This is a genomic window from Burkholderia sp. LK4 (assembly GCF_001043615.1).
Lineage (GTDB): Bacteria > Pseudomonadota > Gammaproteobacteria > Burkholderiales > Burkholderiaceae > Burkholderia > Burkholderia cepacia.
Genome location: NZ_LDUL01000047.1, coordinates 30334 through 52770, shown reverse-complemented (window position 1 = coordinate 52770; position 22437 = coordinate 30334). Strand labels below are relative to the sequence as shown.

Sequence of the window (22437 nt, the reverse complement as noted above, 5' to 3'; positions counted from 1 at the left end):
TCGACCGGATGGATCTGCGCCCGATGCGAAAGACATATCGATAACAACGAGGAGATGCCACGACATGAAGTTGTCATTCAAGCAGAGGCTCGGGTTGCCGTTGGTGCTGAGCTTGCTCTGCCTGGCTCTGCTGTCCGTCACCGATGCGTACCGCAGTCGCGAGATGCGTCTCGACGAGCGCAAGTCCGATCTCGTGCATGCCACCGAGATCGCGCTTGCCACGGTTGATTTCTATGCGAAACGGGTTTTCGCGGGAGAGCTGAGCGCCGAACAAGCGCAAAAGCAGGCAATGGATGTGATTCGCGTCATGCGTTACGGTGAAGCAGGCAGCGGCTATTTTTCGATCGTTAATTCGAAGGGCGTGGTGTTGATGTACCCATTCGACGCGTCGATTCAGAACAAGTCGTTAAGCGAACTGAACCAGAAGACCGCTGCGATCGTCCAGCAACAGATCGATCTGGTCGCGCGAACCGGCAGCGGATTCCAGCGCTTCGACTATCCGAAGGAAACGTCCGGGGTGACGACCAACGCTGCCCGGATCGCATACATCGACACCTATCGTCCGTGGGACTGGATCATCAATACCAGCCTGTTCGTCGACGACATCGATACCGCGTTTCGTGCAAGCCTGCTGCAAAGTATCGGCCTTTGTGCGCTGATCGCGCTGGTGATGACCAGCATCGTCGTGGTGCTCAATCGCGGTATCGCCCGGACGATGGGCGGGGATCCGGGTTATGCAGTCGAGATTGCCGGACGAATCGCGGCCAACGATTTCACGGCGGCCATCGTGACTGCGCCGAACGACCGCGGTAGCCTGCTTTACTCGATGAAGCGCATGCAGGCGAATCTGTCCGGTGCAATCAACGGCATCAAGGTGAGCGCCCATTCGATTGCATCGGCGGCCGCGCAGATATCGGCCGGCGATCAGGATCTGTCCCGGCGTACGGAGATGCAGGCCGCTTCGCTGCAGGAGACCGCTGCGAGCATGGCCGAACTCGCGTCGAGAGTCGGCCGGAACACCGACAACGTCCGGCAGGCAAGCCAGGTCGCGGTGCAGGCCGTGCGGGTGGCCGAGCGCTGCAACGGCGTCGTCGAGCAGGTGGTCGATGCGATGGGCAGTATCGATGCGAGCTCCGGCCGGATCGCCGAGATCGTGGGCATCATCGAAGGCATCGCGTTCCAGACCAACATCCTGGCGCTCAACGCTGCCGTGGAAGCGGCGCGAGCCGGCGAGCAGGGGCGCGGCTTCGCGGTCGTCGCGTCGGAGGTGCGTTCGCTCGCTCAGCGCTCTTCATCGGCGTCGAAGGAAATACAGGGCTTGATTCACGAATCCGTCGGGCGCGTCAGGGGGGCGTGGAACTCGTGAACACGGCAGGTGCATCGATGGCCGAGATCATGCAGGCGATTTCGCGCGTGACCGACCTGATGGAAGAAATCGCAGCCGCGTCGGTCGAACAAGGCCACGGCATCGATCAGGTCAATCAGGCCGTGTCGGAAATGGACCGGGCAACGCAGCACAATGCCGCGTATGTCGAAGAAGTGGCCGCCGCTGCGCAGTCGCTGGACGATCAGAGCAAGCAGCTCGTTACGATGATTTCGAGTTTCATCGTTCGCGAAGACGAAGCGTCGCCGGTGCATGAGGCGCCCGGTGCGCGGCGGTATGGCTCGCCTGCGATCGAGTCGAGACCGGTTTCGGCGAGCGAGTCGTATGCGGGGTAACGCGGGATGCAATACCGCTATCGCATCGCAGCCCCGTCGCGGGTGACGGCCGTGTGCGGACGTCGGAACAGGCCGCCGCAATGCCGCGCGAAACGCACGCGTTTTCAGCTAACGGAACAACGCGTGCGCCGCATGGCGGATTCCAACGGAACGGGTTTTTAATGCAGGCACGGAAATCGTGCGACGGATGAACGACGGTTCCGGCCGACGACGCGTTCCGGAAGAAATGTGGCGCGCCGGCCGGCCCGGATCGATTCGTTCGGATCAGGAGACAACATGACGAACACGCTGCTGACAGACGACTCGACGCCCGGCATCCGCGTCATTACGCTGAATCGTGCCGAACGGATGAATGCGCTGGATGGCGCGACGCTCGCGGCACTGAACGACGCGGTACTCACGGCCGCCGATCTGGCCCGCGATATCCGCGTAATCGTGATTCGCGGCAGCGGCCGCGCATTCTGCGCGGGCAACGACCTGAAGTGGCTCGCGAGCGGCGTGCTCGCCGATTCTGCCGCGCACATGCGGCACCAGGACCTGATGCAGGACACGTTCGCGCTGATGGAGGCGTCGCGGCAGATCGTGATCGCGTCGGTCAACGGTTTTGCGGTGGCGGGCGGGTTCGAACTGGCGCTGGCATCCGACATCATGGTCGTAGACGAAAACGCGGAACTGGGCGACGCGCATCTGCAGCGCAACCTGCTGCCGAGCGGCGGCGGTTCGCAGCGGCTGCCGCGCAAGATCGGGCTCGCGCGCGCGATGTACTACCTCGTCACGGGGCGGCGCATGACAGGCCGCGACGCGGAGCGGATGGGGCTCGCGTCGCTCGCGGTGAGCGGCGATGCGCTCGACGTCGCGACGATGCAGCTCGCGCGCGAGATCGCGCGAACCGATGCCGATGCGCTGGCCGCCATGAAGTACATGACCCGCCGCGCACTGGAAATGCCGCTGAACGACGGGCTGTCGATGGAGCGGTGGATGCAGTACCGCTATCGCGTCGAATCGCCGACGCTGGTGGCATCCGTGCACGATTTCGCGCAGCGCGACAAAGACTGACCGGCGCCGCATCGCGATACGTGGCCACTCATGCCCGCGCGGCGCGCGGCTTGCGTGGCTTCGGCTCGGCGGGCTTCGCCGGTTTGACCGCACGCCTGGCGCTGTCGACGGCCAGATGTTCGCGTTTCTCAACGAGGAAATCCATCAGCGCGCGCACCTTCGCGGGCATCTGTTCGCGCGACGGCGTGTACAGGTAGTACCCGGGAAACGGCTTGCACCACGGTTCGAGCACGCGCACCAGCGTACCGGCATCCAGGTGTTCGCGCAACGCGATGTCCTGATGCTGGATCAGGCCAATGCCCTGCAGTGCCGCGCGAATCATGCCGTCGTCGTCGTTCGTGACCACGCTGCCGTGCGGTTCCACTTCGAACGCATGCCCCTCGATCTCGGGCGACGTGAACTCCCAGCGATAGATCGCGCCGCTCGTCGTATGCCGATAGCATAGGCAGTTGTGCCCGATCAGGTCTGCGGGCGTGGCCGGCGTGCCGTGGCGCGCGAAATAGTCGGGCGAGCCGGCCACGGCCATTTCGAGCATCGGCGTGATAGGCACGGCCACCATGTGTTCGGCGAGGCTTTCGCCGAGCCGGATGCCGGCGTCGTAGCCGTCGGCGATGATGTTCGACAGTCCGTCGTCCATCACGAGCTCCACGCGCAGCAACGGATAGCGCGCCATGAATTCGCCCAGGTGCGGTTCGACCAGTTTTCGCGCGGCCACCCGCGACGTGTTGATGCGCAGCAGCCCGGACGGCTCGTGCCGGACTTCGTGCAGGTTGCGGATCGCCAGCGCGATCGAGCCGAATGCCGGCCGCAGCGTGTCGTAGAGCCGTTGACCGTCCTCGGTCAGCGACATGTCGCGCGTGGTCCGGTAAAGCAGCTTCACGTTGAGCTGCCGTTCGAGCGCCTTCAGGTTCTGCGACAGCGCGGCGCGCGACACGCCCATTTCGGCGGCGGCCTTGGTGAAACTGAGATGGTGCGCGATGTGCACGAACCACGCGAGGGAAGGGAGCTGCGATGGGTCCATGATTTGATTGTCAAGTGTGGCTAACGAATATAGTCGATATTTGATTTTCCGGTAATTGGCGAAATGCCGGTGTCGGCCGTGCAGCGGCATGCGGCATGAGCCGTCGCGGCGCGTCGATGCGCCGGGCGACAAACGGGAAAGGCGAGGGCGGGCGGCCGCACGCTACGTCAACGGGCGATGCGGGCATGCGGGTGCACAAGGGCCGCTTGGGGCGCGGCGCAGGCAAAGGAGGGCGCGCGCACCGGCCGTCGTGGCGACGGCGGTGCGCGCGACAAGGCGAGCGGTTCCGTCAGACGATCTTGCGCGATCGCAGATCTGCCACCGCGCGCGCATCGAGCCCGATGCCGGCGAGGATTTCATCCGTATGCTCGCCGGTCAGCGGCGGACGCGTATGGATTTCCGGCGGCGTGCGCGACAGCGAAACCGGCGTCGCGAAGATCGGCACCGGCTTCGGCGCGCCGGGATAATCCATCCAGCGGATCACGTCGGCGGCCTTGATGGTTTCGTCCTCCAGCGCCTGGCGCGGCGAGTTGACGGGGCTGGCAGGGATGCGCGCCTGTTCCAGTTCGCCGAGCGCCTCGGCCAGCGTCTTGTCCGCGCACCATGCGCTCATCAGTTCGCTCAGCAGCGCGCCGTTCTCGCCGCGTAACGTATCGTCGGCGAAGCGCGGATCGTCGAGCAGTTCCGGTCGGCCCACGAGCTGCGTCCAGCGCTTGAACATCGGCCGGCCGATGACCTGCGTGATGAACCAGCCGTCCGTCGCTTTGAAGATGTCGGACGGCGCATAGCCGGATGCGCGGTTCAGCGTGGCCTGGCGATCCAGCCCGAGCAGCGCTTCCTCGATCAGCGCGCCGCTGGCCATGTTCAGGCCCGTGCACAGCAGCGACGCGCTGACTTCCTGGCCCATGCCGCTGCGCTGGCGTTCGTAGAGCGCCAGCATCACGCCGAGCGCGCACGAAAACGCCGTGGCGAAGTCCACCACCGGCACCATCGCCTTTTGCGGCCGGTCGGGCGTGCCCGCCATGTACACCGCGCCGCTCAGCGCCTGCCCGACGCCGTCGAAGCCCACGCGGTCGCGCACGGCTTCGCTGTTGCCGAACGCGTTGGACGCGACGAGGATGACGTCGGGCTTGATCGCGCGCAGGCTGTCGTAGTCGAGCCCGAGGCTCTTGAGCGTGCGGGGCGGCATGTTGGCGATCACCACGTCGGCATCGGCGACCAGCTTGCGCACGATCTCGCGCCCCTCGGGGCTGTCGAGATCGAGCGTCATCGAACGCTTGTTGCGGTTGACCTGGAGGAACAGCGCGCCTTCGCCGTGTTCGGTCACGGGCACGATGAAGCGGTCCTCGCCGCCGCCGACGCGGTCGATGCGGATGACGTCCGCACCATAGTCGGCGAGCAGCGCCGAACAGAACGGCCCGGCGATGAAGCGGCCGAAATCGAGGACCTTGATGCCTTCGAGTACTTTCATGTTGCGTTCACGGTTGGGTCAGGCGGAGGTCGCGGCCGCGCGCACTTCGTCGAGCGCGCCGGGATTATCGAGCGACGACAGGTCGCCCGGCGGCTGGCCGCAGTACACGCTGCGGATCACGCGCCGCATGATCTTGGAGCTGCGTGTTTTCGGCAGTTGCGCGACCACGTGCACGCGGCCGGGCCGGAACGGACGGCCCAGGCGCTTGTCGACGTGGCCCGACACGACGGCTTCCAGATCGGCGGCCGCGACGCCGGCGCCGGGTTTCGGCACGATGAACACGACCAGCTTCTGCCCCTTGTCCGCATCGGCCACGCCGATCGCGGCCGCCTCGGCCACGTCGGGCAGCTCCAGCACGACTTCCTCGACCTCGGCCGGCCCCAGGCGCTTGCCGGCGACCTTCAGCGTGTCGTCGGAGCGGCCCATCATGAAGTGGTTGCCGTCGGGCGTGCGCAGCGCGAGATCGCCGTGCACCCAGAAGCCCGGGATGGTCTGCCAGTAGGTTTCCAGGTAGCGTTCGTCGTCGCGCCAGAACGATTGCGTCATGCCGACGAACGGCGCACGGATCGCCAGCTCGCCGACTTCGCCGGTCACGCTTTGGCCGTCGGCATTCACGACGTCCACGGCCACGCCGGGCGATACCGTGTTGAAGCCGCTCGGCGGAATCGGCCGGATCGGGACGCTCGCGAGCAGCGCACCCGACGCTTCGGTGCCGCCCGTGTAGTTGATGACGGGTGCCGTGCCGTCGCCGAAGCGCTGCAGGAACCAGTTGAAATGCTCGGGCGCGATGCCTTCGCCCGCCGTGATCAGCAGGCGCACCGTGGAGCGGTCGCCCGCGAGCGCGAGCGCTTCGTGGCTGGCCATCCCGCGGATCAGCGTGGGCGCTGAGCCGAAGTGCGTGACGTGGTGGCGTTCCACCACGCGCGACATGCGCGACCAGTCGGGGTAATCGGGCGCGCCGTCGTAGCACACCAGCGTCGCGCCGCGCAGCAGCGCGCAGCCGAGCACCAGCGTGCCGGCTATCCAGCCCATGTCGGCGGGCCAGCAGTAGACGTCGCCGGGATGCACGTCGAAGTGGATCAGCGAATCGTGCGCGATCTTGATCGGGAAGCTGCCGTGCGTGTGCACGACGCCCTTGGGCTTGCCCGTGGTGCCCGACGTATAGATCACCATGAACGGCGTATCGGGCGTGACGGATACCGGCGCAATGTCCTGGCCGCGTGCGATGCTCGCCGTTTCCTGCCAGTCGAGATCGCGCGCGTCCTGCGCGGTGTCGTCTTCGCCGCGCTTCCAGATCACGTGTTCGAGCAGCGGCAACTGGCGCCATGCGTCGCGCAGCGCGCCCTGGACGTCCACGCGCTTGGTGCGGCGCGAGAAGCCGGTGGACGCGATCACGATGCGCGCCTCGGCCGCCGACAGGCGCGCTACGATCGCATCGACGCCGAAACCGCTGAACAACGGCACGACCAGCGCGCCCAGATGCACGATGGCCAGCAGCGAGATGGTCGCCTCGACGCCGTTTTCCATCAGCAGGCCGACGCGGTCACCTTGCTTGACGCCGCGCTGCGCGAGGCCCGCCGCGAAGTCGCTCACGCGCTGCTCCAGCTCCGCGTAGGTCAGCTCGCTGACGCTGCCGTCCTCGCGTTCGGCGACCACAGCCTTCTGCTGCGCGGTGGCTGGGTTGCGCGCCCAGCCGTAAATCGTGTTGACCCAGTTGAGCCGGCCGCCGGGGAACCAGCTCGGAAACTGCGGGCCGCGCGACAGGTCGACATAACCGGTGGGCGGCGCGTCCCACGCGATCGCGCATTCGCGCATCACGGTGTTCCAGTAGCGTTCGGGCTCGGCGATCGACACGCGCATCAGTTCGTCATACGACGGCACGTCCAGCGCGCGCATCAGCTTTACGATGCCGGCGTTCTGCAGCTCGCGCTCGCCGGGTTGCCAGGTCTGGCCGGATTCAGGGTTGCTCATGGTCGGTCTCCAGCCTTATGCGCGTTCTACGATCATCGCGATGCCCTGGCCGCCGCCGATGCACATCGTTTCCAGCCCATAGCGTGCCTGGCGGCGCTGCATTTCGTGCAGCAGCGTGGTCATGATGCGCCCGCCCGTCGCGCCCACCGGGTGGCCCAGCGAGATGCCGGAGCCGTTCACGTTGAGTTTGTCCTCGAGCGCGTCCATCGAGCTGCCCCAGCCCTTCACGCAGGCCAGCGCCTGGCACGCGAACGCTTCGTTGAGCTCGATCAGGTCCATCTGGCCGAACGTCAGGCCCGTGCGCGCCAGCACCTTCTGCACGGCGGGCACGGGGCCGATGCCCATGCGGGCCGGATCGCAGCCGGCGGCGGCCCAGCCGACCAGCCAGCCGATCGGCGTGAGGCCGAGCTCGTCGAGCTTGTCCTCGGCCACGATCAGGCACGCGGCGGCCGCGTCGTTCTGCTGGCACGCGTTGCCGGCCGTGACAACGCCGCCCTTCATGATGGTGCGCAGTTTCGCGAGGCTGTCGGGCGTCGTGTCGCCGCGCACGCCTTCGTCCTGCGCGACGATCAGCGCATCGCCTTTGCGCTGCGGCACGGCGACCGGAACGATCTCCGCATCGAAATGGCCGGCCTGCTGCGCGGCGGCGGCGCGCTGGTGGCTGCGCGCGGCGAAGCGGTCCGATGCTTCGCGCGTGATGCCGTACTCGCGTGCCAGCGTCTCGGCGGTTTCGATCATGCCGCTGATGCGGCCGAAACGGCTTTCCGGCTGCGAGCGCTCGCGGCCGCGGTCGAGCCGGTCGTGCATCGTGACCGAACCCGCGCGCTTGCCCCAGCGCATGTCGGTCGTATAGAACTCGACGTTGCTCATGCTTTCGACGCCGCCGGCCATCACCACGTCGGCCGCGCCGGTCTGCACCATCATCGCGGCCGTGGCCAGCGCCTGCACGCCGCCGCCGCAGCGCCGGTCCAGCTGCATGCCCGCGACTTCGATCGGGAAGCCCGCCTGCAGCGCCACCCAGCGCCCGGTACACGGCGTCTCGCCGCTCGCATAGCTTTGCGCGAACACGACGTCGTCGATGCGGGCGGGATCGAGCCCGGTACGTTCGACGACGGCGCGCGCGACGGTCGCGCCGAGTTCCTCGACGGGAACGCCCTTCAACGTTCCGCCGAATGCGCCCACGGGAGTGCGCAGCGGGGCGACGATGGCTGCTCGTTTCATTTCGAATGCCTCTTGAATGTCATCAATCTTCTGCCGCCCTTGCTCGCGTGTCACGCGCCGGCAGCTATCGTGTGCGGTGTGGTGCGGTTGCCCGATCAGCCGTAGCGGCCGCCGGTGACGTGCAGCACTTCGCCGCTGATGAAGCCGGCCCGCTCGCTGGCGAGGAAGGCCACCGCGTCGGCGATGTCGTCCGGACGCCCGACGCGCTTGATCGGCTGCGCGGCCACCGCGCGGTCCTTGATCGTTTCGTAGGTCGGCAGCGCCTGCACCATTTCCGTTTCCATGAAGCCCGGCGCCACGCAGTTCGCGGTGATCCCGTAGCGGCCTTCCTCCATCGACAGCGCCTTGGCCATGCCGATCAGGCCGGCCTTCGCGGCCGAGTAGTTGGCCTGAGTCGGGTTGCCCAGGTGCGCGCGCGAGCTGATGTTGATCAGCCGGCCCCAGCCCTGCTCGATGAAGTGCGGCATTACCGCGCGGGCGGCGAGGAACGCGCCCTTGAGCATCACCGTCATCACGAAATCCCAGTCGTCCTCGCTCATCTTCACGAGGTACTTGTCGCGCGGCGCGCCGGCGTTGTTCACGAGAATGTGCACGCCGCCGAAATGCGCGACCGTTTCGTCGACGAGGCGCTGCACGTCGGCCGCCTTCGTGATGTCGCCCACGACGCAGTGCGCGGCGAGGCCTTCGTCACGCAGCGCTTGCGCCGTGGCCTGCGCCAGTTCGGCGTTGATGTCGGTGACGACGACGCTCGCGCCTTCCTGCGCGAGCCGGCGCGCGGTGGCGGCGCCGAGGCCGCGTGCCGAGCCGGTGACGATGGCAACCTTGCCGCTCAAACCCAGATCCATGTGTGTCTCCTGAAGAATTGCGATTCAGCGCAGGTCGACCCGCGCGTTGGTCAAAACCACCACGTTGCGCTCCACGGCCGTGACGCGCAGTGAAACCGTGTCGCCGCGCACCCACATCTCGGTGCGCAGCGTGTCGCCGGGCCACGCCGGCGCGGTAAAGCGCACGCGCATGCCCGCGAAGCGCGTGTCGTCGTAGGCCAGCACCATGCGCAGCACCGCGTGCGCGGCCACGCCCATCAGCGCCATGCCGTGCAGGATGGGGCGCGCAAAACCGGCCGCGGAGGCGACCGACGGGTCGGCATGCAATGGATTCAGGTCGCCGCTCAGCCGGTAGATCAGCGCCAGTTGCGCGGGCGTGGTCAGCTCGCAGACGTGATCGGGCTCGCCGTCGGGCATCGCATGGGGCACCGGCAGCGGCTCGGTACTGCCGCCTTCGCCGAAGCCGCCGTCGCCGCGCAACAGGCTCAGTTGCACGACGGTCGCGAGCAGGCGGCCCGTGTCGGCATCGGCGATCTCGCGCGTCTGCTGCAGGAACGCGCCCTTGTTTTCGCCCTTGTCCCACAGGCCGGTGATGCGCGTCGTCCCCGTGACGCGGCCGCTGGCCGGCAAAGGCGCGTGAATCCTGATTTCCTGCTCCGCGTGCAGGATCTTTTGCCACGTGATGCCGGTATCCGCCTCGCGCGCCCAGAAGCCCGGGTACGCGAGCACGTTCGCCATGGTCGGCAGCGCGCGCAGCGACGTGCCGTCCCGGCCTTCGTAGACGTAACGCAATTGCCCCGCGTCGAGCGGATCGGCGCCGAAGCCCAGGCCGAGCGCGTAGAGCTGCGTATCGCGCAGCGAATACGCATGCTCGATGGGGGGGAACGGGCGGGACAGCAGATGATCGGGCTGGAGCGGCATGACGAACGTGACGGCAGTGGAGTTGAGTGCCTACGATGGAACCGCCCGGTTGGCCGGTCAACGGATCGGCCGACTTTGTTCCGTACCTTGGCAGACGACCGGGCCGCCGCGCTCGCCGGGCCAATACCGGCCTCGCCGGCGCGATTTCATCCTCCGGAACGTTTTTGGCCGGGCGGTTGTTTCGCGCCGGCCGCCGGCGCAGCATCGGGTCGTTTTCTCCATCTTTTCAGGCGTACCGACATGATTCGCGATCAAGAAACGCTCAACGGACTGCTCGACTCCATCTCCCGGTTCGTGCGTGAGCGACTCGTGCCCAACGAGGAGCACGTGGCCGAAACCGACGAGATTCCCGACGACATCGTCGCCGACATGAAGGCGATGGGCCTGTTCGGCCTCACTATTCCGGAGCGCTTCGGGGGCCTGGAGTTGACGATGGAGGAGGAGGTGCTGGCGGTGTTCGAGCTGTGCCAGGCTTCGCCAGTGTTCCGCTCGCTGCTGGGTACCACCGTGGGCATCGGCTCGCAGGGCATCCTGTTCGACGGCACGCCCGAGCAGCAAGAGAAGTACCTGCCGCGCCTCGCGACCGGCGAGCTGATCGCCTCGTTCGCGCTGACCGAGCCGGAAGCCGGCTCCGATGCGGCGTCGCTGCGCACCACCGCGATTCGCGACGGCGACGACTACGTGGTGAACGGCACCAAGCGCTTCATCACGAACGCGCCGCATGCGGGGATCTTCACGCTGATGGCCCGTACCAATCCGGAGGACAAGGGCGCGAGCGGTATCTCGGCGTTCATCGTCGACGCGAAGACGCCCGGCATCAGCTTCGGCAAACGTGACAAGAAAATGGGGCAGAAGGGCGCCCATACGTGCGACGTGATTTTCGACAACGTGCGCGTACCGGCCGCGAACCTGATCGGCGGGAAAGAGGGACAGGGTTTCAAGACGGCGATGAAGGTGCTCGACAAGGGCCGCATCCATATCGCCGCGGTGTGCGTGGCCGTGGCCGAGCGGATGCTGTCGATGGCGCTGTCGTATGCGATGGAGCGCAAGCAGTTCGGCAAGCCGATCGCCGATTTCCAGCTCGTGCAGGCGATGCTCGCCGACAGCAAGGCCGAGATTTATGCGGCCCGCTGCATGGTGGTCGATGCCGCACGCCGGCGCGACGACAAGCTGCCGGTCAGCACCGAGGCGTCGTGCGCGAAGCTGTTCGCGTCCGAGATGTGCGGCCGGGTGGCCGATCGCGCGGTGCAGATTTTCGGCGGCGCCGGCTACATGTCCGAATACGCGATCGAACGCTTCTACCGCGATGTGCGCCTGTTCCGCATCTACGAAGGCACGACCCAGATCCAGCAGATCGTGATCGCCCGCAACATGGTGCGCGACGCGCAATAACGCGCGGCACGCCGCGTCGCAATTTCAAAATCAGAACCTCAATTTCAGAATTGAACGAATTTTGAAACCGCGTTTGAACGATTTCACCGTGTATCGCGGCCGTCCGTTCGAGATCCGATGTGGCCTGCTTTTTGCGTAATTGAACCTCGACGCATTCGGCGGCCGTCGGTCACGCAGGAAATTCCCTGAGCCGGACGGGCCTGGCCGAAGTACGAAAAGCTTCCATAAACGTAAGGTGATGCAATGACTGGCTACCAAAAGCGAAACGGCGTACCGCAGGACGACGTGCACGGGCTCAGGCTCGAGCAGAGGGCCGAGCGCGTTCGAGCGACGGCGCAGCCCGGCGACCGGCCCCGCGATGCGAACTGGGCGTGGGCGAAATCCGGGGCAGGTTACGACTGGATGGATCACGCGCCGCTGTTCGAGCACCGCGACTGATGTCGTGGCGGGCCGCGTCGTGGCGCGGGCCCGCCGTGTCCCGATCGAAGACCGGCCGGCCAGTCTTCTGTTCGTCTGCCCGGTTGGTCGGCTGGATGCTGTTCGTCGTCGCGATGTCGATAGCGGCTATCGGGCGATATGACGAAGATGTTGACTGGCGAAAGCCGGGACGATGCAACAGTGCATGACCGACGCGACGATCCGCCCGCCGCCCCGTGAATCGGGCAGGCGAAGATGGCGCGTCGGCGAACCTCATACAACCATTCACACTCCATGGCTGCCGTGACGCCTATCCCCATCCAGTCCATCCTGATCGCGAACCGCTCGGAAATCTCGATCCGCGTGATGCGCGCCGCCGCCGAGCTGAACATGCGCACGGTGGCCGTGTATTCGAAGGAAGACCGCCTCGCGCTGCATCGTTTCAAGGCAGACGAAAGCTACCTGATCGGCGAAGGCAAGAAGCCGCTCGCCGCGTATCTCGACATCGACGACATCCTGCGTGTCGCGCGGCAGGCCAAGGTCGACGCGATCCATCCCGGCTACGGCTTCCTGTCTGAGAACCCCGATTTCGCGCAGGCCGTGATCGACGCCGGCATCCGCTGGATCGGCCCGTCGCCGGAAGTGATGCGCACGCTCGGCAACAAGGTGGCCGCGCGCAACGCGGCGATCGCGGCTGGCGTGCCGGTGATGCCGGCGACCTCGCCGCTGCCGGACGACGTCGATGCTTGCAAGGCGCTGGCCGCGGAAGTCGGCTATCCGCTGATGCTGAAGGCGAGTTGGGGCGGCGGCGGGCGCGGGATGCGCGTACTGGAAAACGCCCAGGATCTCGAGACGCTGCTGCCGGTTGCGCGCCGCGAAGCGCTGGCCGCGTTCGGCAACGACGAGGTGTATGTCGAGAAGCTCGTGCGCAACGCGCGGCACGTCGAGGTGCAGGTGCTCGGCGATCTGCACGGCACGGTCGTGCACCTGTACGAGCGCGACTGCACGGTGCAGCGGCGCAACCAGAAGGTGGTCGAGCGAGCGCCGGCCCCGTATCTCGACGACGCGGGCCGGCACGCGCTGTGCGAATCGGCGCTGCGCCTGATGCGCGCGGTCGGTTATACGCATGCGGGCACCGTCGAATTCCTGATGGACGCCGACACCGGCCAGTTCTACTTCATCGAGGTGAACCCGCGCATCCAGGTCGAGCACACGGTGACCGAAATGATCACCGGCATCGACATCGTGAAGGCGCAGATCCGCATTACCGAAGGCGGCCGGATCGGGCTCGCCGACGATGCGACGGATGGCGACGGCACACTCGTCGCGCGCGCGGCCGGCGTGCCGGAACAGCACGCGATTCCGCTGAACGGCAACGCGCTGCAATGCCGGATCACGACCGAGGACCCGGAGAACGACTTCCTCCCCGACTACGGACGGCTCACCGCGTACCGCAGCGCGGCGGGCTTCGGCGTGCGGCTCGACGCGGGCACCGCGTATGGCGGCGCGGTGATCACGCCATATTACGACTCGCTGCTCGTCAAGGTGACGACCTGGGCGCCGACGGCCGCCGAATCGATTCACCGGATGGATCGCGCGCTGCGCGAGTTCCGGATTCGCGGCGTCACGTCGAACCTGCAGTTCCTCGAAAACGTGATCAACCACCCGGCGTTCATCACCGGCGACGTGACGACGCGCTTCATCGACAAGACACCGGAGCTGCTCGAATTCGCGAAGCGCGGCGATCGCGCGACGAAGCTGCTGCGCTACCTCGGCGAGCTGAACGTGAACGGCAACGCCGAGATGAACGGCCGCACGCTGCCGGCGCTGCCGCTGTCGAAGCCGGTGCTGCCGAAGATCGATACGACCGCGGCGATTCCGGCCGGCACGCGCGATCGGCTGCGTGAACTCGGGCCGGAGAAGTTCGCGCGCTGGATGCTCGACCAGAAGCAGGTGCTGCTGACCGACACGACGATGCGCGACGCGCACCAGTCGCTGTTCGCGACGCGCATGCGTACCGCCGACATGCTGCCGATCGCGCCGTTCTACGCGCGAGAGCTGTCGCGGTTGTTCTCGCTCGAATGCTGGGGCGGCGCGACCTTCGACGTCGCGCTGCGCTTCCTGAAGGAAGACCCGTGGGAACGCCTTGCGCTGCTGCGCGAGCGTGTGCCGAACATCCTGTTCCAGATGCTGCTGCGCGGCTCGAACGCGGTCGGCTATACGAACTACGCGGACAACGTCGTGCGCTTCTTCGTGCAGCAGGCCGCGAGCGCGGGCGTCGACGTGTTCCGCGTATTCGATTCGCTGAACTGGGTGCGCAACATGCGCGTGGCGATCGATGCGGTGGGCGAGAGCGGGATGCTGTGCGAAGGCGCGATCTGCTACACGGGCGACCTGTTCGACACGTCGCGTTCGAAATACGACCTCAAGTACTACGTCGGCATCGCGCGCGAACTGCAGCAGGCCGGCGTGCACGTGCTGGGCATCAAGGACATGGCCGGCATCTGCCGTCCGCAGGCGGTCGCCACGCTCGTGAAGGCGCTCAAGGAAGAAACCGGGCTGCCCGTGCATTTCCATACGCACGACACGAGCGGCATCGCCGCAGCGTCGGTGCTCGCGGCGGTCGAAGCCGGCTGCGACGCGGTGGACGGCGCGCTCGATGCGATGAGCGGGCTCACGTCGCAGCCGAACCTGTCGAGCATCGCGGCGGCGCTGGCCGGCAGCGAACGCGATCCCGGGCTGGATCAGGATCGCCTGCACGAAGCGTCGATGTACTGGGAAGGCGTGCGCCGTTATTACGCGCCGTTCGAATCAGAGATCCGCGCGGGTACGGCCGACGTCTATCGTCACGAGATGCCCGGCGGCCAGTACACGAACCTGCGCGAGCAGGCGCGCTCGCTCGGCATCGATCATCGCTGGACCGAGGTGTCGCGCGCGTATGCGGACGTGAACCGCCTGTTCGGCGACATCGTGAAGGTCACGCCGACGTCGAAGGTGGTCGGCGACATGGCGCTGATGATGGTCGCGAACGACCTCGGCGTGGACGACGTGCGCAATCCGGACAAGGACATCGCGTTCCCCGAGTCGGTCGTGTCGCTGTTCAAGGGCGAGCTGGGTTTCCCGCCCGACGGCTTCCCGCCGGACCTGTCGCGCAAGGTGCTCAAGAGCGAGCCGCCCGCGCCGTATCGCCCCGGCGACCAGATTCCGCCGGTCGATCTCGACGCGGTGCGCACGCAGGCCGAGGCCGCCTGCGAGCAGCCGCTCGACGACCGGCAACTCGCGTCCTACCTGATGTATCCGAAGCAGACGGTCGACTATTACGCGCACGTTCGCGCCTACAGCGACACGTCGGTCGTGCCGACGCCGGCGTTCCTGTACGGGCTGCAGCCGCAGGAAGAAGTGGCGATCGACATCGAGCCGGGCAAGACGCTGCTCGTGTCGCTGCAGGGGCAGCACGCCGATGCGCAGGACGGCATCGTGAGGGTGCTGTTCGAACTGAACGGCCAGTCGCGCTCCGCGCTGGTCGAGCAAAAGAGCGTCGTGCAGGCGGGCAAGGAGCGTCACGGCCTGCAGTGTGCCGATCCGGCGAATCCGCTGCACATCGCCGCGCCGATGCCGGGCTCGGTGGTGACGGTCGCCGTCCAGCCGGGGCAGCGCGTGATGGCCGGCACGACGCTGCTCGCGCTCGAGGCGATGAAGATGGAAACGCACATCGCGGCGGAGCGCGACTGCGAGATCGCGGCCGTGCATGTGAAGCCGGGTGATCGGGTCGCGGCGAAGGATCTGCTGATCGAGCTGAAGGGCGCGGCGTAACGCGCGCCGCGCCGCTTGCGTCATCGGGCCTCGACACGACGGCCTGCCGCGCGGCACGGCTCGAATCGACGCGACTCGATCGGTTTCGAATCGAGCCGGTTCCGGGGCGGGCCGGCCGGGCACCGGCCGCCACGCCGCGATGCGCTTCGGGGGTCGATTCCGTGTTCCGTACATTGGCGGATGCCTGCGCACGCGTTCCGTCTCGACATCGTCGGAAAAGCCCTGCCTCAGACCGCGGGCGTTCGATCGCCGCGTCAATGTCTGTTTCAAAGTACGGAACATATCGGCGCTACAATTGACTCGCTTCCCGGTTGGCTCGTGTAATGAAGCCCATCAGACGGTCGCATCGGTGAGCGTCGCCACCGCGCGTGGCGTCCCGCCCCGACCGATCGGGACAGGCAGTTCATGGCCGCTTCCAGAGCCAGATCGAGACAAATGGAGCAATCGATGTCGCCGCACGCAAACCGGGCAGCGGTGCCCCTGTCAGGACAGGAAGACGCGGGTTGGCACGACGCGCCGATCGGAGACAGCGAGCGCCCGGACGGCGGGCAGGCGTCCGGCGCGATGGTCGTGCCGCTGGCGCGAAGCCTCGCGATCCTGGCCGCGTTCTCGCCGCACGAACCGTGGCTCGGCAATCAGGAGCTCGTGATCGAAACGGGCATCCCCGCACCGACGGTGTCGCGCATGGTGCGCTCGCTCGTCGCGCTCGGTTATGTTCACTACTCGCCGCAGCGCCGCAAGTACCGGCTGGCGGCCCCCGTGCTGTCGCTCGGTTATGCGGCGATCGCGCATTCCAACGTTCAATTGCTCGCGCGACTCGAAATGCAGGCGTTCGCGAACATGAACGACACCTACGTGATGCTCGGCACGCGCGACCGTCTCGACGTGATCGTGCTGGAAACGTGCGCGGGCAAGCCGGCGTCGGTCGACCTGAAGCTGTACGCCGGCACGCGCCTGCGCATCGCGTCGTCGCCGATGGGCTGGGCGTTGCTGGCCGCGTTGCCGGAACTCGAACGCTTCTACCTGCTCGGCAACATCGAACGCAAGACGGGCCGCGACTGGCCCAACCAGCGCCGCCGCATCAGCGAGGGCATTTCGCAGGTGCACAACGTCGGTTATTGCATGTCGCTCGGCGAGTGGGAGCCGGACCTGACGATTCTCGCGGTGCCGCTGGTGGTCCAGGATCACACGCCGCTCGTGCTCGCCTGTATCGGGCGCAGCGCGCGGCTCGGGCGCGCGCGGGTCGAACGCGAACTCGGGCCCCGGCTGGTGGCGGCGGCCCAGCATCTGCAGGAGCAGGCGGTCGTCATCGACTGACACGAACATGAACCGGACCGACAAGCAACAGGGCGTCACGCTGACCGTCGAGCGCGGGCTCGAGGTACTCCACGCATTCCGCGCGGCGCGCGCGCCGCTGTCCAACGCGGAACTGGTGCGGCGCACCGGCCTGCCGAAAGCCACGGTGTCGCGCCTGACCACCACGCTGATCTCGATCGGCTACCTGCGCAGGGTGGGCGGCGGGCGTCAGTTCGAACTCAGTGCCGGCGCGTTGAGCATCGGCCACGCGTATCTGGAAGCGAATCCCGTCACGCGCCTCGTCACGCCCGTGATGCAGAAGCTGGCCGACAAGCTGAACCTGTCGGTCGCGCTCGCCGTCCCGCACCGGCTCGACATGGTGTATATCGCATGGCGCGCGAGCGCCCGGATCGCGACGCTGCGCCTCGGCGTCGGTTCGCTGCTGCCGATGGCGACGACTTCGGTCGGGCGCGCGTATCTGTACGGGCTGCCGGACGCGATGCGCGAGCCGTTGATGGCCGAACTGCTCGACGCGGCGGGGGACGATGCGGGCACCGTCCGCGAGAACCTCGATGCCGCGTTCGAGGACCTGAAGCAGACGGGCGTATGCATGTCGGTCGGCGAATATCAGCGCAACGCCTACGGCGTCGCATTGCCGATCGTGGTCGGCCGGACCCGCACGCTGATGGCGCTGAATTGCGGGGCCGTGGAACTGGAACCGGACATGACGGCGATCCGCCAGCGTGTGACGCCCGAATTGAAGGTGGCGGCCGAGACGCTGTCCTTCATTCTGAGCGACGTCGACTGCGAGCCCTGAAAATCAGGCGCGGACGCGGGTGTTGGCCGGCTTCTTTAACTAACTAATGATCGTTACATTTGAGGGATGCGGTACCGTCAGGTGCCGGTAACCGGAGACGTTTCATGCAAGCGCAAACCGAGTACGAGGATTCGGGCGTTCGGTCGATCGCCGACGCGGAAGCGATCGACCGACTTTCGTCCGAGCGATTCACCTGCCGCGCGTATCTGCCGGATGCGGTTCCGGCAGACGTGATCGAGCGTATCGTCGACGTCGCGAAACGCGCGGCGTCGTGGTGCAACGTGCAACCGTGGCACGCGACCGTGACGTCCCGCGACACGACCGAACGCTTTCGCGAGGCGCTCGTCGCGCATGCGGCGCAGCATCCCGGGATCGATTCCGACCTGCCGTTCCCGGACGAATATCGCGGCGTGTACGGCGAGCGGCGCAGGGAAGTCGGCTATGCGCTTTATGCGGCGCTCGGCATCGCGCGCAGCGACAGGCCGGCGCGCGAGCGGCAGGTCGCGGAGAACTTCCGGCTGTTCGGCGCGCCGCATGTCGCGTTGCTGACGATACCGGCCGAGCTGGGGCCGTATGCGGCGCTCGACTGCGGCGCGTTCGTCGCGTCGTTCATGCTGGCGGCGCGGGCGCACGGTATCGCGACGACGGCACAGGCGGCGCTCGCGCATCACGCGCGATTCATCCGCCGCTATTTCGGGATCGGCGACGAGCGGAACTTCGTCTGCGGCATCGGGTTCGGTTATGCCGACATGGCGCATCCGGCGAACGCGTTCCGTTCCACTCGCGTGGCCACGGCGGACGTGATGCGGATGGTCTGACCGGTGCCGCTCCGGTCGGCATCCGTCGTGCCCATGCGCGACGGCAACGGCGGCGCGGATCGGCGCGAACACACTCACTCGGCAATGGCGCCGCGCGGCGGCGCAGGAAAGGAGAGGACACGATAATGGTTGGAACGAACGACACGCCCGGCCCCGCGCTGGCCATCGTGCAGGCCGCGTGGAACGCGGCCGCGCGCGACTGGAATCCCGACGCGCTGACGGACATCTACACGGCGGATGCGCTGTTCTTCGGCGGCCGACCCGGCCATTCGGCCGGACGCGACGCGATCCGTGCGTATTTCGCGTCGTACGACGGCGTGATTCGCTCGGCCACGCTGGCGCTGGTCGAGCAGCACTTCATCCGCTTGGGCGACGACTGCTTTCTCGCGCAAGGCTACGGGGAATTCGCGTTCGTCCTCGGTGACGGCAACACGTCGCGCTCGCGTTTGCGCACGACGCTCGTGATCGCGTTGCAGCAGGGCGAATGGAAAGTCCGCCAGCACCATTTTTCGACTTCGCCCGACACCCCGCCGATCTGAATCGGCCGATCCGCATGCGCGGACGCTCGCGCGTCCGCGCGTCACGGTCATGCAGCGGGTACATGGCGCGCGAGAAACTGCGCGGCAGCCTGGCCGAACACGTCGTTGCGGTCGCCGGCGACCATGTGTCCCGCCGCGGCGACATTCACGTATTCCGCATGCGGGCAGAGTTCGAGAAACTCGCGAACGCCGGCTTCGCTGACCACGTCGGAACTGCCGCCGCGCACCAGCAGCGTGGGGAGCGCGAGGTTGCGCGCGCAGGCCGAGAAGCGCGCGTGACGGGCAGCAAGATCCGTCGTTCCCGACAGGAAGCGCGGGTCCCAGTGCCAACGGTAGCGGCCGTCGTCGCCGAGCCGGACATTCTTCGACAGGCCGGCATGACTGCCCGGACGCGGCGGGCTCGAGCGGTAGCGGCCGATTGCGTCGGCGACTTCGTCGAGCGAGCCGAAGCCGTCGGGATTCTGCTGCATGAACGTCCTGATGCGCGCGACGCCGGCCGGCTCGGTGTACGGCACGATATCGACCAGGATCAGCGCGCGTGCGTCGATCCGGCGTTCTCCGATCGCGACAAGACTGGTGCCGCCGCCCAGCGATGCGCCGATGAGTACCGGACGGCGCCCGCCCAGCGCGCCGACGACGTGCAGCAAGTCGTCGACGAACGCGTCCTGGCTGTAGTCGCCCGCGGCGCTCCAGTCCGAGTCGCCATGTCCGCGCGCATCGTACGCGACGGCGAAGTAGCCAGCGCTGCCCAGCAACGCGCCCGTGCCGCCCCATGCGTGACGCGTCTGGCCGCCGCCGTGGAGCAGCACGACGAGCGGCGCGTCGGGATGCCCCCACGTATCGCCCGCGAGCCGCACGCCGTCCGCGGTGCGCCACAGGTGCGCGGGATCGGGGGTGCCGGGCAGCCGGTTTCCCGGTTTGGCGGGGGCTCGCAAGACGGATTCGGTTGATGAAGGCATGACGGGACGATGATCGACGGATGGAGAAGGGCGGGCTGCTCGCGCGGGCCGCCGTGCCCTCGAACTTCGCCGGTGGGCGCATGCGTGTCAACGCGAGCGGCCACGGTGTTCCGTACAGTGAGCGCGCGGACGCTGCATGGTTCGACGCCATCGTGCGAACGCTGCGCAACGTCGAACCGCCGACGAGAGATTCAGGCAATCGTGCGGCCGGCGAACCCCGCGCGGCAGGCGTGCCGACGGTGTTTTGGCTTACTGGCTCGCGCCCTGAAAATAGGCTACCCTCTCAAACATTAGTTTTGTGCCGCCACGTGGCGGCATGCGAGAGGATCAGGCAGTACCCGGGGAGACGGAGACACGCCGCCGGCCGCCACCGGCGAGCCGGAACGGCAACGGGATGATCATGCGGGCGGCGCCCTCCACGACGCCGCGCGGCCGGGCACTGCGCATGCGGCATCCGGATCTCTTCACTTCATCTTGATAACAGCGGACGGCTGATACACGAACGTGCGAAAGCGAAATGTAAATCCCAGCGCGGATACCCGGGAAACCTTGCTGCGGCTGGCCGCGCGCTCCTTTGCGACGCAGGGCTATGCCGCGACGACGATGCGCGCCATCGCCGACCAGGCCGGCATCGAGGCGGCCAGCATCTACTATCACTTCTCGTCGAAGGAAGAACTGGTCGACGTCGTGATGGAGCACGGTGCGGACAGCATCGTGCAGCACATCAAGGAACACTTCGACGCGCTGCCGCCCGATGCGACGGCCGACGCGCGCTTCAGGGCAGCGCTGGTCGGGCAGATGAGCGCGCTGATCAAGTTCGGCGACTACGCGCTCGCGCATGGCCGGCTGCTGACCCAGCTTCCGGACAAGGTGCGGGAGCGTCAGGTCAAGCGGCGCGAGCGCCACCAGCAGCTGTGGACCGCGGTGTTCGACGACTTGCGCACCGAAGGTTTCCTGCGCGAGGACGTCGACATCGCGCTGTGCCGCGTGTTCGTCCTCGGTTGCATCAACTCCGTCCAGACCTGGTTCGACCCGAAGAAGGGCTCGCTGGACAAGGTCGCCGACCAGCTCGCCACGATGTTCTTCGAAGGCGTGAAGCCCGCGGCAGGCGCGAAGCCCGCGGCGAAAGCCAGGCGCGGCAGCCGCAAGGCCGAACTGGCCGCATCGTCCTGACGCCGCGCGGCTGAGCGGCCGGCGGCGCGCTGCACGGCGCGCGCAACCGGCTCACGCGACCGCGCGATCGCGCAGCGCCGGGCCTCGCGGAAGCCGCCGTTCGAGAAAATCGAGCACGGTATGGACGAACCGGTCGTTGTGTTCCCCCGCGACCGTGTGGCCGGCATCCCGCACGTCCGCATATTCCGCGTGCGGGCACAGGTCGAGGAACTCGCGCGCACCCGCCTTGCTGACGATTTCCGACTCCTCCCCGCGCACGAGCAGCGTCGGCAGCTTCAGGCGGCGCGTGCTGGCCGCAAAGCGCGTATGGCGTCGCGCCAGGTCGCGCGGCCACGCGAGAAAGTGCGGATCCCAATGCCAGCGATACTTCCCGTCGTCGTAGCGCAGGCTGCGGGCGAGGCTTTCCTGCGTGAACGCATGCGCCGGGCGCGCGCGATAGTTGCGGATCGCGTCGGCCGCTTCGTCCGGTGATCCGAAACCGTCCGGCGGCTGCCGCATGAACGACTGCAGGCGCAACACGCCTGCCGGTTCGATGTACGGTGCGATGTTGACGAGCACGAGCGCTTCGGCGTCGACATACCCTTCGCCGACCGCGAGCAGGCTCGTCCCGCCGCCGAGCCCCGCGCCAACGAGTACCGGCCGCCGGCCTTCGAACATCGCGGCGACACGCTCGAGGTCGCGGATCATCGCCCCCTGACTGTAGTTGCCGGTCGGCGACCAGTCCGATTCTCCATGTCCGCGCGCATCGAACGCCACGGCATGAAAGCCCGCCGCGCCGAGCGTACGGCCCATGCCGCTCCACGCATGGCGCGTCTGCCCGCTGCCGTGCAGCAGCACGACGGGCGTGCCGTCGGGGTCACCCCACGAGCGGCCCGCGAGCCGGATTCCGTCGGCGCCTTTCCAGGTGTGCGTGGTGCCGGCCGGGCCGACCGCACGTGTTCCCGTCGTCATCGCATGGTTCATGATCCGATTGCATTCGCGTTGCGCAGCCCCGGCCGGAGCGCCGGCC

The 22437-nt window shown here is 67.2% G+C and carries 19 protein-coding genes; 11 read left to right on the top strand and 8 right to left on the bottom strand.

Annotation, left to right across the window (positions count from 1 at the left end; genetic code table 11):
• Positions 1–64: 64 nt before the first annotated feature.
• From VK92_RS23725 to VK92_RS23720, 3 genes are all read left to right on the top strand, one after another.
• Positions 65–1366: a methyl-accepting chemotaxis protein gene (locus tag VK92_RS23725; RefSeq protein ID WP_063778363.1), complete on the top strand. Its 1302-nt coding sequence runs from the start codon at positions 65–67 to the stop codon at positions 1364–1366.
• Positions 1367–1383: 17 nt separating this feature from the next.
• On the top strand, positions 1384–1719 hold the full coding sequence (locus VK92_RS43545) for a hypothetical protein (RefSeq protein ID WP_442854671.1): 336 nt from the start codon (positions 1384–1386) through the stop codon (positions 1717–1719).
• Between the two features lie 276 nt (positions 1720–1995).
• On the top strand, positions 1996–2775 hold the full coding sequence (locus VK92_RS23720) for an enoyl-CoA hydratase/isomerase family protein (protein ID WP_048027154.1): 780 nt from the start codon (positions 1996–1998) through the stop codon (positions 2773–2775).
• Between the two features lie 28 nt (positions 2776–2803).
• Here VK92_RS23720 and VK92_RS23715 read toward each other — a convergent pair whose 3' ends face one another.
• The 6 genes from VK92_RS23715 to VK92_RS23690 form a co-directional block, all read right to left on the bottom strand.
• Positions 2804–3796: a LysR family transcriptional regulator gene (locus tag VK92_RS23715; RefSeq protein WP_048027152.1), complete on the bottom strand. Its 993-nt coding sequence runs from the start codon at positions 3794–3796 to the stop codon at positions 2804–2806.
• 289 nt (positions 3797–4085) lie between these two features.
• Complete coding sequence (locus VK92_RS23710) at positions 4086–5267, bottom strand: CaiB/BaiF CoA transferase family protein (RefSeq protein ID WP_048027150.1); 1182 nt, start codon at positions 5265–5267, stop codon at positions 4086–4088.
• An 18-nt stretch (positions 5268–5285) separates the two neighbouring features.
• Positions 5286–7238, bottom strand: coding sequence for an AMP-binding protein (locus VK92_RS23705; RefSeq protein WP_048027148.1), 1953 nt, complete (start codon positions 7236–7238; stop codon positions 5286–5288).
• A gap of 15 nt (positions 7239–7253) precedes the next feature.
• Positions 7254–8459, bottom strand: coding sequence for an acetyl-CoA C-acetyltransferase (locus tag VK92_RS23700; protein WP_048027146.1), 1206 nt, complete (start codon positions 8457–8459; stop codon positions 7254–7256).
• A gap of 95 nt (positions 8460–8554) precedes the next feature.
• The gene (locus VK92_RS23695) at positions 8555–9304 is read right to left on the bottom strand and encodes an SDR family NAD(P)-dependent oxidoreductase (RefSeq protein WP_048027144.1); all 750 of its coding nucleotides are present in this window, start codon (positions 9302–9304) and stop codon (positions 8555–8557) included.
• Positions 9305–9328: 24 nt separating this feature from the next.
• Entirely contained in the window at positions 9329–10204 is an 876-nt protein-coding gene (locus VK92_RS23690) for a MaoC/PaaZ C-terminal domain-containing protein (RefSeq protein ID WP_048027142.1), read from the bottom strand.
• A 240-nt stretch (positions 10205–10444) separates the two neighbouring features.
• Between VK92_RS23690 and VK92_RS23685 the strand changes: the two genes are divergently transcribed.
• From VK92_RS23685 to VK92_RS23655, 7 genes are all read left to right on the top strand, one after another.
• On the top strand, positions 10445–11596 hold the full coding sequence (locus tag VK92_RS23685) for an acyl-CoA dehydrogenase family protein (RefSeq protein WP_048027140.1): 1152 nt from the start codon (positions 10445–10447) through the stop codon (positions 11594–11596).
• Between the two features lie 243 nt (positions 11597–11839).
• A complete protein-coding gene (locus tag VK92_RS23680; protein ID WP_048027138.1) occupies positions 11840–12034 on the top strand; it encodes a hypothetical protein in 195 nt (64 codons plus the stop codon).
• A 273-nt stretch (positions 12035–12307) separates the two neighbouring features.
• Complete coding sequence (locus VK92_RS23675) at positions 12308–15826, top strand: pyruvate carboxylase (RefSeq protein WP_048027136.1); 3519 nt, start codon at positions 12308–12310, stop codon at positions 15824–15826.
• A 447-nt stretch (positions 15827–16273) separates the two neighbouring features.
• Positions 16274–17143: an IclR family transcriptional regulator gene (locus VK92_RS23670; RefSeq protein WP_053077836.1), complete on the top strand. Its 870-nt coding sequence runs from the start codon at positions 16274–16276 to the stop codon at positions 17141–17143.
• A gap of 7 nt (positions 17144–17150) precedes the next feature.
• Positions 17151–17939, top strand: coding sequence for an IclR family transcriptional regulator (locus tag VK92_RS23665; protein ID WP_048027134.1), 789 nt, complete (start codon positions 17151–17153; stop codon positions 17937–17939).
• Positions 17940–18043: 104 nt separating this feature from the next.
• Positions 18044–18757 (top strand): nitroreductase, encoded by a 714-nt coding sequence (locus VK92_RS23660; protein ID WP_048027132.1) that lies wholly within the window; start codon positions 18044–18046, stop codon positions 18755–18757.
• A 125-nt stretch (positions 18758–18882) separates the two neighbouring features.
• Positions 18883–19296 (top strand): YybH family protein, encoded by a 414-nt coding sequence (locus VK92_RS23655; protein ID WP_048027130.1) that lies wholly within the window; start codon positions 18883–18885, stop codon positions 19294–19296.
• Between the two features lie 47 nt (positions 19297–19343).
• On the opposite strand, the gene VK92_RS23650 is transcribed toward VK92_RS23655, so the two are convergent.
• Positions 19344–20231 carry an alpha/beta fold hydrolase gene (locus VK92_RS23650; RefSeq protein ID WP_231616472.1) on the bottom strand — a complete coding sequence of 296 codons (888 nt, stop codon included), beginning with the start codon at positions 20229–20231 and terminating at the stop codon, positions 19344–19346.
• Positions 20232–20804: 573 nt separating this feature from the next.
• Here VK92_RS23650 and VK92_RS23645 point away from each other — a divergent pair.
• On the top strand, positions 20805–21428 hold the full coding sequence (locus VK92_RS23645; RefSeq protein WP_048027126.1) for a TetR/AcrR family transcriptional regulator: 624 nt from the start codon (positions 20805–20807) through the stop codon (positions 21426–21428).
• Between the two features lie 51 nt (positions 21429–21479).
• Here VK92_RS23645 and VK92_RS23640 read toward each other — a convergent pair whose 3' ends face one another.
• Positions 21480–22391 carry an alpha/beta fold hydrolase gene (locus VK92_RS23640; RefSeq protein WP_082163754.1) on the bottom strand — a complete coding sequence of 304 codons (912 nt, stop codon included), beginning with the start codon at positions 22389–22391 and terminating at the stop codon, positions 21480–21482.
• Positions 22392–22437 lie beyond the last annotated feature (46 nt).